We start from the raw sequence: 12,086 nt of genomic DNA, 5'->3' as shown, positions 1-12,086 counted from the left end.
AGGATTATTTTATTAATTGGCTCTGCGATTGAGCAAAAGTGACGGTAGGCACAAGGGCAAAATGGATATTGTCGATCATCCTCTTAGTCGTCTCGAGAGTTCGATCAGGCGGTTTATCGTTCCCTCGGCTGCATTGACGGACGTCCAGGCTCTGAAAGAGCAAATTGAGCTTCGGCGGCGTGCGCTCAGCGACATTGAGGCTATTCGCCTCCAGTTGCGACTAACGGAGGGGCGCATCACAAGAAGCTTCCCCAGAAGGCGGGGAGGCCGACTCGCCCGCCGCGCACACTCAATGAGAGCGGGGCGTGGCAGATTGGCCTTGCGGCCCGCTTAATTCATTCCTGCATTATTCAGAATCGAGTTAGAATTGCATATTTGCGGTAGCGGCGAACGCGTATGGATGCGATATTCACTTTCCCGCATTTAGATTCTGCGGATAGCTTATTTTTCCGCCTTGATTAGCGACCATTACTTAGTTAAGTGGAACGCGAATTCCGCTTTGGTTCCATGCATTTTCTTGGAAAACTGATACTCGGTTCTTGATTAATCAACCGGGGAAGTATCATATGGGCGCAACTACGGGATGCCAACATGACGACTAAGAAGCTTGAACTAGAAGCAATGTCCCTCGACGATCTTTGGTCGCTTCATGAGGAAATTAATGGGATTTTATCAGCCCGGATCAAGGCTGAAAAGCAAGAACTTGAGAAACGGCTGGCGGTGCTCGGGGTCGGTATGGGCGCTTTTGCCAATACGTCGACGGGACCGGAAATTTCGTCTACCGGAAAGCCCAGACGCAAATATCCACGAGTGCTCCCGAAATACCGCAATCCCCAGACGTCCGAAACCTGGTCGGGTCGTGGAAAGCGGCCACGTTGGCTTGTTGTAGCTATAAAGTCGGGCCGCAAAATCGAGGAGTTCCGCTTGGGCGAAGCAAATTCGAGGATACGGCAGCGAGCGTGATTTGATCCGATCGCACGATTCAGTTTCGCGCGGTGGAAAAGTGATTGGCGGGAGAGCCGCCAGTAGGAATGCAACTCAACAGGCATTGCGGCCCCGCAAAACCTCAAGAGGAGTCCGGAGCAGGATCTCAAAATCGAGCCGAAGACTCCAATTGTCGATGTACCAGAGATCGTACTCCACGCGTCTCTCAACCATAGTTGCTGTAGGCGTCGGTCCGCGGCAGCCATGAATTTGGGCCCATCCGGTCAATCCCGGCTTCACTCGGCGTCGGAAGGCGTACTTCCGGACGAGCTTGTCGAACTGTCCGTCGTGAGCCACGGCATGGGGGCGTGGGCCTACTAGCGACATGCTGCCGTCCAGGACATTCAACAACTGCGGCAGCTCGTCGAGGCTCGTTCGCCGCAACCATCTGCCAACCCTGGTGATGCGGGGGTCGAGAGCCGTTGCCTGAACGACGACAGGTCCATTTTCGAGCACATGCATCGTCCGAAACTTTCGGATTGAAAAGATTCGGCCATTGAAGCCGCATCGCTGTTGCTTGAAAAGGATTGGGCCGGCAGAATCCAATCTGATTGCGACTGCAGCTATCGCGAGCAATGGTGCACAGATCGTCAAGGTAAGTCCTGCACCGACTATGTCGAGTGTTCGCTTGCTCGCGCGCTCGATTGCGGTGAGGGAGCCGGGCTGGATCTCAACGCAAGCGGCACTTCCCAAGCTCCGTGTCGGATGTCGAAGCAGTTCGGATGCAGCGCCAACTGGGATAAACACGATCGGGAATGGTAATACTCTCAGGTCGGAGATAAAGGCACGAAGCTCGGCCCATCGTTCCGGCTTGGCCTCCAGCACGATTTTGTCGACTTCGGAATTACGAATGTGCTCGATGACACGGGAGCTGAGCCGTTTTCTGGAGTCGGGGTCCGAGCCGATCGCAGGCAAGCCAAAGCGGCCCTTAACGCAATAGCCGAGCACCGAGAGAGTCTCCGACAGACCAGCATGAGTCGAAGGCGGCTGATCGGTGATCAGGACGAGATTCGTCCGAGCGAACCTCCTGCCACTGAAGCATCTTATCAGCAGAATTCTGGTGACGCACCGTTGCGCAATCAAGGATGCCAAGCCGAGTGCGGCAGACAGGAGGCCGGCACCTTGGAAGAAGTGTGAGTTGTCGTCGAGCATCTCCACAGCGGCGGCCAGGACGTGCAACAGAACCCATGTGAGGCAAATGGCGCGAACTTGGCTTCGGAGTACGAGGAGTTCGGTTGGCCGATATAGTCCCCTGCCTTTCAGAATGTAGACGAAGGGCACTGATGCTATTGCCGCGTAGGCGCATGCCTGGGCCAGGCCGGCTGGTGCCCGGCCGGCGGGTGAAAAAAGAAGGGTGGAAAGGAGGCCGGCGAATAGAATGGTCGCGATATCGGCGCAGATCGCTACAAATTCGATCGAGTCGTAACGGACGGGCCATATGCCTTCATCCGCAGTGAATGAGGGTGAGTTGACGGCAGCCAGATCACTCCCATGGTCGCCGATATGCCGATTGATAAAATTCATGGCTAATCTACAAAGAACTCGGTCGGCCTTAAATTAATATACTATAAACCAAGACATGCTAATCAAATTAATTATTCGAAATCAATGCATTTAATGAGAAAACATCAAAGTGGCCGCGACATCAGTTCGGGTCGATCAGGATGCGACCGCCACCGGAGGCGTACTGCCGAAAACTGTTATGGGACTCGTGAGCGCAGTTTCTGTACGTACCCGGGGTCTAGCTCCGAAATTGAGCTCTCGGCAAACGCCCTGCCGTCTGCCGATGCCGACTGGTATGCGGCGACAATGGCCGGCCGGAGTGCGATCTGGCTGTTAATGGCAACTTTAAGGTCGTGCCGGATAAGATCTTGAAGCTCAGGTTCCTTGATCGCAGTATCTGTGCCAAGAGCGACGGAAAGCCGCATCGGAATGAGATTCAGCGCGTTTGGTGCAGTATAGTAGGACATCTTGAGTAAGCTTGTCGTGTCATAGGTCGTCCTGTGCTGCTTCGACAGTGCTGCAAGTACGAGCCAAACGTCGCCTCGAAGGGGGGAGTATTTCAGCACTGCAGCAAGAGCACCCAAGTCCGTGGCCCCGCCCATGGCCTGGAGGTCTGTGGCCTTGTCAGACTTAGTTGCAGTGAGTCCGGAGGTCGTCGTGACAGTCTCGCGCCTGGATCGGAGCGCTGAGGTCCAGGCTTCGTTCGAACCGGCAACCGGCGTAATTGAGAGGCGATCACAAAAAGGCCAGCTTTGCGAGACCATCCAAGCCGCTTGCGCGGCTAACAGCAATCCGATCATTGTCAGAGCGACGCGGGGCAGAGGCCATGGCGAAGCGAACCTAGTCGAAGGAATTCGTTGCGCTGCCGTGGCTCGGTCGCCGGCCGCCAGCGTAAGCTGCCGCAACTCCATGGACTCCGCATCGCGCGCTGTACCGGGCAGGCTTTGAGCAAAAGCAAGGCCGTAAACCGCCGCGATCAGCAGCGAAGCGTACAGATCGAAAAGGCTGTTTTCGGCAAAGGCGAGTATTGTCAACGAAACGGAAGCGCCTGCGCCAAGGGCTGGGTATAGGTAAGCGTGTTTGCGAGACAAGGCGCGCCCGAACAGGATGCAGGCGCTGATCATGGTGACTATCAACAGGCCGCAGAGGAATGTGCGTCCCATTTCGACCGCGATCTCCGCGGCGGCGGTCGGCCGTTCGCGCATTGCGTGCATGCCAACGTCCCCATAAATCGGCAGAAGAGCAACAAACGTACCTGCACCGGTCCCGATCGGGTGAGTGTCCTGCAGCATCCGCTCTGTTGCTGCCCGAGCTTGCGTCGACAAGGCCATCGTCAGGTCGGTATTCCGATTGATCGGAATGAACGTGAAGCTGGCGACGTACAACATGGCGGCGGTCGCGAAAACGCCGGCTCTGCCCCATAGGCCAAAGAACCATCTGCGAATAGCGACCACCGTGAGGATGGCTGTCGCTCCGAGCAGAACGGCAATCAGCGCGGTCGAGCCGCGACAAAGCGCGACTGCCGCAAGGGAGACTATCAACGATAGAATTGCGCAGGTAAGAATGGCGAGCGGCCCCGTTGGCAGACGAGGGGGGCGTTTGGGCTGCCATAACTGGTCGACCGCACGGATAGCCATTGCAGTGGAGAGAAGGACACCAAGTGCCGCCACGGTCGAGCCTGTCCAGATGTATTCGGCTGGCGGGGAACCGCTCTGGTCGCCATTTCTCCATATCGAAAAGATGCCGATCGTGGCGGTGATCGATACGAGGACGTAGAGGACCTGCGCGGCGCGCTGCTTGTCCAGAGCAACGACTGCGGTGACCAGGGCGGCAGCGAGGACAACGTTGTAATGTGAAAGCGCCAGTATCGTCTCGCGTACGTCAACCGAGAACCTCTCTGCAAGAGGTTGCTCCAGGGCCGCCGAGGCTGTCGCCCAGATCTGATTTCCGAAACCGCGGAGCGGGACTGGAACAACTTGCAAGGCGATCCAAAGCACCGGTGCGGCGAGAGCCAGAATGAAGAGGGGCCGTAGAAGCTTGGCGAATCTGGCGAGGGTTGACGACGTGGAAAAGAGGCCGACGGCCAGTATAGCGGCCGCTAGGACGCCCGATAGCACCGCTGGACCCGGTAGGTTCTCGATTGCAGCGAAAGCGGTAGCAATCGCCGCAGGAACAGCTAGCATTGTGGACTGGATGACCATTTCAAACCATCTCTGACTCTGGCCCGCCCAAAAACGGAGAGCATGTTGCAGAAGGCGCCGACTCCATCGTTAGGCCCGACGTATGCCAGAGAAAGTCATCCTAAGAGTCCGACAAGCCATATCTGATGTAGTGGCTGTCATCGTAGTAATCACTTCGGTGAGCGTCGTACCTCGCCATCGACCTCATATCAGTCTTGTTGAGGACGACGCCGATCAATGAATCGGAGATGGTCGGCGCGGTATGCAAGGCATGTTGGACCACATCGATTTTCGTATGTCCCCATTCGACGACAAGAACGTAGCAGTCGATCAGCGGCGCAGTAACGCGCACATCCACCAGAGGAGAAAGTGGGGGGAAATCCACGATGACGTAATCATAGGTCTGACGCAAACTGTCGAACAGCTTGCTTATGTTCTGGGCGGAAAGGATCTCGCTCGTGTGAAGCAGGGGTCCACGCCGAACGGCTGGCAAGAATGCGAGATTGGTTCTGGGATCGTGCCACAGCGCCTCTTCGAGGGAACGCTTTCCGTTTGCCACCTCGAGCAATCCGAATGTAGCTTTCGGAGCCATAGCTGCGGAAAGTGAAGGGTTTCTAAGGTCGCAATCGACTACGATAGCCCGTTTGCCGCTATGTCCTATGAGGTGAGCGAGAGAGGCTGCAACCGTCGTCTTGCCCTCATTTGGCAGTGCCGACGTGATTCCGATCACCTGGTTGGATGCCTTCGCGGGTGTGTGGTCGATAGCAAGCTTGATTGAACGGATGGCTTCCGTGAAGCGAGAGAGCGGCATTCCAACGACAGCCCTATGAAGAGTCGGCACGTTTGAAATCGTGCGTGATCGCAGATCTTCCTCCGATTGCTGGGACGGGACGGTGGACTTCTGCGCCTTGGGCGGCGACAGCAAGGGGACCAGCGACAGGCACGGCAGTTCCAGTGCGGTCTCCACCTGTGAAGAGGTGCGAAAAACTCTGTCCATAACATCTCTCAGAAGGGCCAGGCCGATCCCGAGTGCGAGTCCGGCGGCTAGTCCGAAGCCCAGCACCAGGTTTGCCTTGGGTTTGCTTTTGCGCTCTGGCGGGGAGGCGGGGAAGATCACCCGTGCTTCCGCGATCGGGAATGTCTCCTGCTGGGTCGCCCCCATGGAGTGCTGCAGAAACGCCTCATGCATGGCGCGCAGACTCTTCGCTCGGCTTTCCAGATCCCGGATGGTCAGTTCTGCGGAGTTCGTCAGACGCGATTGCGAGACGGCTCGAGCAAGTTGCTTCTCGAGTTCCTGCTGCCGCTGTCGAGCAGCTTCCAATTCGTTCTTGCTGGCTTCGGCGAGCCTCTTGACCTCTTCGAGGATGGATGTGCGAATGTCACGGATACGAGCCCGCAGGTTGACAACCGCCAAATGATCCCGGCCGAACCGGGTCGACCAATCGGCTTCGCGTCGTGACAATTCGAGATATTGCTGGCGAAGCGCGTTGATAATCGAGCTCTGGAGCGCATCGGCGCTCGCCGCGTCAGGAGCGCTGATGGTGGATGAGCCAGCTGCGTTGGCGCGCAGAACCGCGTCGTAGCGGTTGAACTTGACCTGTGCATCGGATGTCTGGGTTCGGGCGGCTACCAATCGGGCGCTGAGATCGTTGACGGGCTGTTCGTCAATCGATCTTCCGCCGGTCGATACGATGTTGTTCTGGGACTTATATGCACTCACGGCACGTTCGGCCGCCAGTGCTTGTTCGTTGAGGTTTTGGAGACGTTCCTGCAACCAACTGGCTGCCGTCCGCGTGGCCTCGAACTTGGCATTCATCTGGTCGTTGATGTACGCATTGGCCACGGCATTGGCGATCTCCGCCGCGCGTTCCGCATTGCTCGAACTGTAGCTGACTTCGATGATCTTGCTATATCCGATCCTGTACGCGGTGAGCCGATTCATCAACGCGGCAATCGCGCCTTTCTTGAGCGTGTCAGCCTTCGAATCGTGCTCCGGCTGTTGGCCACGGTTTCGAATACGCTGCAGCAGCGTGCTAAAGGACCATCGCGAACCGGTAAGGTCTGGATCGTTGGCGAGATCCAGCTGCGTTATGACTGCCGCTGCAATTCCCGGCGACCGTATCATTTGCAGTTGCGTTTCGATTTGGGCCGCGTCGACGACGGGCTCCGGAAGAATTGATTGCTGCTGAACGAATTGAGCTCGAGGATTCGACAGCAGGACTTGTACTTGAGCTGTGTAGGTGGGGGGCGCGAACCGCAGGTAGAGCAGCGCAGCAGCGAATACGAGAGCCGCGGTGACGATGATCATGAGATATCGACGTCTCAAGAAGATAACCACGAACTTGACGAGATCGCCGATTCCCCCGCCGTTGATTTGGTTCGACTGGGTCTGGCCGCCCAGAGCTAAGCGTGTTCTGTCGGTCTGTAGATTGCTCTGAAGCATCGGGTGCCTGTCTGGTTCGGGAGCGCGTCGGATTAGTCGCCCGCAGGCGCGAGCGTTCGGTGTATAATTTATTAATTGAATATATCTCAGAAAAATCTGATTGCCAAATTAAATGTTATTGGGGTATTAATTCGATGGTCGCCGGGGAAGGGGCGATTTTGCCGGCCTTGCCGGCGCAAGCGCTCACGTGGAGGCGTCGCGCGCATAGGATTAAATTGGGTCTGAATTTATTTGTTAATGTTTGATCTGTCGAGACTCATAGTGAATGAGAAAAGGCGCGCCGGGCCTATCCGTTCAACGACGAGCGTATGCTTGAATGGGTTACCAGAGGACGTTTCTATGCTGGAAGTGCGGTGTTTAGAAATTCCAGGTATTAAAATAATTCGTACGGATCGGCTTTCCGACGCCCGGGGCTACTTCTGTGAGACGTTTCAGCGATCTGCGTTCGCAGAAAGAGGGATTCTTGTCGATTTCGTTCAGGACAATCAATCCAGCTCAGATAAGGCCGGGACAGTCCGGGGCCTGCACTTCCAGCGACCGCCGTTCGCCCAGGCCAAGCTTGTACGCGTACTAAGCGGAGCTATTCTTGATGTCGTGGTCGATCTTCGGCGTTCGTCGGCGACCTTCGGAAAACATATAGCCGTCAAGCTAGACAGCCAATCAGGTGAGCAGCTGCTTGTCCCGAAAGGCTTTGCGCACGGTTTCTGCACGCTGCAACCTGAGACCGTCGTGTTCTACAAGGTCGACGAGGTCTACGCCCCAAGCCATGACGCAGGGCTCTATTGGGCCGATCCGGCACTGGAGATCGACTGGCCGGTAACGGCACTCGAAGCCCAAGTGTCGCCGAAAGACAGGTCCCTGCCGAGGTTGGATCAGCTTACAACCGTTTTTGAGTGACGGAGAGCGGTCAAATGCGCGTTTTGGTGTCCGGGGGAGCGGGATTTATCGGCTCTGCAGTGTGCCGCAGCCTGGTGCTGCAGAAGGGCGCTGCAGTGATCAATGTCGATAAGCTGACTTATGCGGCCAACCCCGCCTCGTTAGCGCCCATCCAGAGGCTAGAATCCTATTTGTTCGAGCAGCAAGATATCTGCGATCGCGAAGCCATGGATTTCGTGTTCAGCAGCTCCCAGCCTGACGCGGTCGTTCACCTCGCAGCCGAGAGTCACGTCGACCGATCGATCACCGGCCCGGCGGCTTTCATTGCGACGAACATCGTGGGCACCTATACGCTGTTGGAAGCAGCCCGGAAATATTATGAGGGCCTCTCGCTGCCACGAAGAAAGCGCTTTCGCTTCATTCACGTCTCGACGGACGAGGTCTACGGTTCACTCGGGCCAGCCGACTACTTCCGGGAGGAAACGCCCTACCGACCGAGTTCGCCCTATTCAGCAAGCAAGGCGGCCTCCGATCATCTCGCGCTTGCATGGTTCAAGACCTACGGTCTCCCCGTCATTGTGTCCAACTGCTCGAACAACTACGGGCCGTTTCAGTTTCCGGAGAAACTCATCCCTTTGACGATCCTTAATGCGATCGAGCGTAGGCCGCTGCAGGTGTATGGCGACGGCCAAAATGTACGCGACTGGCTGCATGTTGAAGATCATGCGGCAGGTCTGATCACGCTTCTGTTGGAAGGCAAGCCCGGCGAAAAGTACAATTTCGGGGGCGATAGCGAGCGCTCCAACCTCGACGTTGTCACCCAGATCTGCGACGTCGTCGACAAGTTGTATCCCGGTCCGACAATAAGACGATCGATGATCACTTTTGTGCCAGATCGTCCGGGACACGATATCCGCTACGCGATTGACGCATCGAAGGTGCGTCGTGAACTCGGCTGGCAGCCCACGAGAACGTTCGAGCAGGGGTTGGCCGAGACCGTAGCATGGTATCTCAAGAGCCGCTCGTGGTGGGAGCGTGCCCGCGGCGGTGTCTATGACGGCTCGCGTTTAGGGCTCCTTGCGACACAACATTGAGGCTGCGATGACGGAGAACCCCATTTTAATCGCTGGTCGCAATGGTCAGTTGGCAAGGTGTCTTCATGACCTCGCGGTGCTGCACAGGATACCCGTGGTCGCTCTTGGACGCGGCGAGTTCAATCTGGAGGCTCGTGGGGAACTCCGCCGAGCGATCGATCCATTCGCACCGTCCATGATTATCAACGCCGCCGCTTACACGGCTGTGGACCTAGCAGAATCGGAAGTAGCAAGAGCGTTCAGCATTAATCGTGACGCAGCGGCCGCGTTGGCGGATGTCGCATGGAAAATGAATGTTCCGTTCATCCACATCTCAACCGACTACGTCTTTGACGGCACAAAGCTGGATGCTTACGAGGAAAGCGATGTTCCTGCGCCAATGAACGTGTACGGCGCCTCGAAGCTCGCTGGCGAAGCTGCCGTTTTGGCGGCTCACCCGCTCGCAACGGTAATTCGCACTTCTTGGCTATATGGTCCTCATGGCAACAACTTTGTTCGGACGATGTTGCGACTCTGTGAATTGCAACCGGTCGTCAGGGTCGTTCAGGATCAGCGCGGAAATCCAACTTTCGCGCTCGACCTTGCGTCGGCGATCCTTCAGCTCTCGGGGCGGCTGCTAACTGACGATCGCAGGGCTATGGCCGGCATCTTTCATCTTGCCGGACAAGGTGAGACGACTTGGCATGGGTTTGCCCAAGCGATTTTCGACTTGCTCGCTCGTCGCGGAATCCGAGTGCCGCAGCTTGAGGCGATCACGAGCGAACAGTACCGGACGGCCGCGCGACGGCCGCGGAATTCGCGCCTCGATTCATCCAAGGCCGAACGCGTCCTAGGCATTCGATTGCCGCCATGGCGTTGTTCTCTCGAAACCTGTCTCGACCAACTCGTGGAAGGTAGCATCGATGCTCAAAGGAATTGTGCTGGCTGGGGGCAGCGGAACTCGACTGTATCCAATCACGAGAGCGGTCAGCAAGCAGCTACTGCCCATCTATGACAAGCCGATGATCTACTATCCGTTGTCAACTCTGATGTTGGCAGGCGTGCGCGAGATCCTCATCATAACCACGCCATCGGATCGGTGTCAGTTCGAGCGCTTGCTGGGGGACGGCAGTCAATGGGGGGTCAGGCTCAGCTATGCGGAGCAGCCCCGACCCGCCGGTCTTGCGGATGCGTTTATTGTTGGCGCCGACTTCATCGGGAACGATCGCGTCGCGATGGTGCTTGGAGATAACATCTTCTTTGGCGACGGCCTGAGCGAATTGCTCGCAAGGGCCGCCGAGCGCGAGGAAGGTGCAACCGTTTTCGCCTATCATGTACGGGATCCAGAGAGGTATGGCGTCGTTACGTTCGATGAATACGATCGCCCGCTTCGAATCGAGGAGAAGCCGAAGCAACCGCGCTCGAACTGGGCGGTCACAGGTCTCTATTTCTTCGACAACAACGTCGTGCGCTACGCACGGCGCATCGAGCCGTCGCCGCGCGGAGAACTCGAGATCACCGATCTGCAGATGCGGTATCTTTCGGCCAAGGCGCTCCATGTCGAGCGGATGGGACGGGGGTTCGCTTGGCTAGATACCGGAACGGTGGAGTCACTAATCGACGCGGCTATGTTCGTGCAAACGCTCGAAAAGCGTCAGGGAATGAAGGTTGCTTGTCTTGAGGAAATTGCGCTGAGGCAGGGCTTCATTGAGCGCAACCAAATTGAAGAATTAGCGCGACCGTTGGAGAAGAGCGGCTACGGTCAGTATTTGCGCGAGATCGGGTCTCTCCTGACGTGAGTCTCGGGCTGAATCGTCTGCAGAAATTGGAACGAGTTGCCTCATGGTTCTTCGATGAACATCAGCCCGATCAAGAGTGGGACTTTGATGCCCGATTTCTCGCAAAATTCCCCGCTGGTGCGCTATGCGCTCAGAGGATTGGAGCGGTGCTGGCTATCTGAACACGGCTGCTGGTCACACATCTACCATCTGGACGGGCGCGCTTCGCCGAACGAATCTTTACGGCGCAGCGATGTATTCTACACGCTCAACGTTCTGCTCGGAATGTCCAGGATAAAGGAGGTGCCCAGCAGCATCAATCTGTCGGAGACATTCTATCGGAATGCGGTCCAGCTCACGGTACTTTCGGTACCCAAATATGCACTCGGCATGGCGCTTTGGGTCTCCGCAGAACTCGGCCTTGAGCTGCCCGAGCAAGTTAGGCGTGAAGTGAAGGCACTCTTGATCGATCAGGCAGGGTGGAAGACGTTTCGGGCCCAGGATTTGGGTATGCTGTTGACGGGCGTGGTGGCTCAGGCCGGAGCTGGCGGCAAGGAGTGGGTGCCTTTCGCCGCTCCGCTGTATCGCTTTCTGCAGGAGCGATTTTACACCGGATCAGGGCTATTCTTCGACGCAGCATCGGGATTTCGGCGGCGCTTCGCTTCGTTCGCGACGCAGATCTATCTCTCAATTGCGTGCTATCATTACGGTGAATTCGCAGGCGAGTCATCCGCACTCGCGATGGCAGACGCCTGCGTGCGCAAGTTGATCGCGCTTCAGGGCCCCGACGGCGAGTGGCCCTGGTTCTTCGATGCGGCTGGTGGGCGCGTGCTCGATTTTTATGAAATCTACTCGGTGCACCAGTATGGTATGGCTCCGGCGTTGCTCGAATGGGCAGAGCGCTATCGGGTTGAGGGGGCGCGAGATGCCTTAATCAAGGGATTTAATTGGGTACTGGGCAAGAACCAGCTTCGCCGCTCCATGCTGGTGACAGATCTCGGGTTGACTATCCGATCTCAGCTTCGAAAGCAGGAGCTGTCAACGAGGGCACCCAGGGTGCTGCGCGCAATCAAAAACGCGTACTCCGGACACGAGCCCGGGCTGATTGAGAATGCCGTCGTCGGACTTCGACTGGAATGCCGTAGCTACGAACTAGGTTGGATATTGTGGTCATTCGGTCAGCGAGGTGACCTGCTGGAACTGACCCACAACTCGGCCTTTGGCAAGGTACCAATGCCGGCCTGACGCC

The 12,086-nt window shown here is 56.9% G+C and carries 9 protein-coding genes; 6 read left to right on the top strand and 3 right to left on the bottom strand.

All coding sequences use genetic code 11. The features are described from left to right. The first annotated feature begins 591 nt into the window (after positions 1-591). Positions 592-963, top strand: coding sequence for an H-NS family nucleoid-associated regulatory protein (locus XH96_RS24935; RefSeq protein WP_194388092.1), 372 nt, complete (start codon positions 592-594; stop codon positions 961-963). Positions 964-1,038: 75 nt separating this feature from the next. Here XH96_RS24935 and XH96_RS24930 read toward each other — a convergent pair whose 3' ends face one another. The 3 genes from XH96_RS24930 to XH96_RS24920 form a co-directional block, all read right to left on the bottom strand. Next, complete coding sequence (locus XH96_RS24930; RefSeq protein ID WP_194388091.1) at positions 1,039-2,508, bottom strand: exopolysaccharide biosynthesis polyprenyl glycosylphosphotransferase; 1,470 nt, start codon at positions 2,506-2,508, stop codon at positions 1,039-1,041. A 176-nt stretch (positions 2,509-2,684) separates the two neighbouring features. Continuing rightward, on the bottom strand, positions 2,685-4,688 hold the full coding sequence (locus XH96_RS24925) for a hypothetical protein (RefSeq protein WP_194388090.1): 2,004 nt from the start codon (positions 4,686-4,688) through the stop codon (positions 2,685-2,687). A gap of 100 nt (positions 4,689-4,788) precedes the next feature. Then, the gene (locus tag XH96_RS24920; RefSeq protein ID WP_194388089.1) at positions 4,789-7,110 is read right to left on the bottom strand and encodes an AAA family ATPase; all 2,322 of its coding nucleotides are present in this window, start codon (positions 7,108-7,110) and stop codon (positions 4,789-4,791) included. 339 nt (positions 7,111-7,449) lie between these two features. On the opposite strand from XH96_RS24920, the gene rfbC reads away from it, so the two are divergent. From rfbC to XH96_RS24895, 5 genes are read left to right on the top strand one after another with little or no spacing between them, the layout of a single operon-like run. Then, positions 7,450-8,007 carry a dTDP-4-dehydrorhamnose 3,5-epimerase gene (gene rfbC, locus XH96_RS24915; protein WP_194388088.1) on the top strand — a complete coding sequence of 186 codons (558 nt, stop codon included), beginning with the start codon at positions 7,450-7,452 and terminating at the stop codon, positions 8,005-8,007. Positions 8,008-8,021: 14 nt separating this feature from the next. Further along, positions 8,022-9,080: a dTDP-glucose 4,6-dehydratase gene (gene rfbB, locus XH96_RS24910; protein ID WP_194388087.1), complete on the top strand. Its 1,059-nt coding sequence runs from the start codon at positions 8,022-8,024 to the stop codon at positions 9,078-9,080. Between the two features lie 7 nt (positions 9,081-9,087). Beyond that, the gene (gene rfbD, locus XH96_RS24905; RefSeq protein WP_194388086.1) at positions 9,088-10,074 is read left to right on the top strand and encodes a dTDP-4-dehydrorhamnose reductase; all 987 of its coding nucleotides are present in this window, start codon (positions 9,088-9,090) and stop codon (positions 10,072-10,074) included. Next, on the top strand, positions 9,983-10,858 hold the full coding sequence (gene rfbA / locus XH96_RS24900; protein WP_194388085.1) for a glucose-1-phosphate thymidylyltransferase RfbA: 876 nt from the start codon (positions 9,983-9,985) through the stop codon (positions 10,856-10,858). The genes rfbD and rfbA overlap by 92 nt, the downstream gene beginning before the upstream one ends. A 54-nt stretch (positions 10,859-10,912) precedes the next feature. Next, the gene (locus XH96_RS24895; protein ID WP_246789736.1) at positions 10,913-12,082 is read left to right on the top strand and encodes a hypothetical protein; all 1,170 of its coding nucleotides are present in this window, start codon (positions 10,913-10,915) and stop codon (positions 12,080-12,082) included. Positions 12,083-12,086: the final 4 nt, after the last annotated feature.

It is taken from the genome of Bradyrhizobium sp. CCBAU 51765 (assembly GCF_015291725.1).
Lineage (GTDB): Bacteria > Pseudomonadota > Alphaproteobacteria > Rhizobiales > Xanthobacteraceae > Bradyrhizobium > Bradyrhizobium liaoningense.
The sequence above is the reverse complement of the archived record's forward strand: the minus strand, read 5'-3'. Positions and strand labels throughout refer to the sequence as shown.

What these genes read in the sequence shown, in the direction of transcription:
- XH96_RS24935 (WP_194388092.1), top strand. Translation starts at nt 592, where the DNA reads ATGACGACTAAGAAGCTTGAACTAGAAGCAATGTCCCTCGACGATCTT.
- XH96_RS24930 (WP_194388091.1), bottom strand. Translation starts at nt 2,508, where the DNA reads ATGAATTTTATCAATCGGCATATCGGCGACCATGGGAGTGATCTGGCT.
- XH96_RS24925 (WP_194388090.1), bottom strand. Translation starts at nt 4,688, where the DNA reads ATGGTCATCCAGTCCACAATGCTAGCTGTTCCTGCGGCGATTGCTACC.
- XH96_RS24920 (WP_194388089.1), bottom strand. Translation starts at nt 7,110, where the DNA reads ATGCTTCAGAGCAATCTACAGACCGACAGAACACGCTTAGCTCTGGGC.
- rfbC (WP_194388088.1), top strand. Translation starts at nt 7,450, where the DNA reads ATGCTGGAAGTGCGGTGTTTAGAAATTCCAGGTATTAAAATAATTCGT.
- rfbB (WP_194388087.1), top strand. Translation starts at nt 8,022, where the DNA reads ATGCGCGTTTTGGTGTCCGGGGGAGCGGGATTTATCGGCTCTGCAGTG.
- rfbD (WP_194388086.1), top strand. Translation starts at nt 9,088, where the DNA reads ATGACGGAGAACCCCATTTTAATCGCTGGTCGCAATGGTCAGTTGGCA.
- rfbA (WP_194388085.1), top strand. Translation starts at nt 9,983, where the DNA reads ATGCTCAAAGGAATTGTGCTGGCTGGGGGCAGCGGAACTCGACTGTAT.
- XH96_RS24895 (WP_246789736.1), top strand. Translation starts at nt 10,913, where the DNA reads ATGAACATCAGCCCGATCAAGAGTGGGACTTTGATGCCCGATTTCTCG.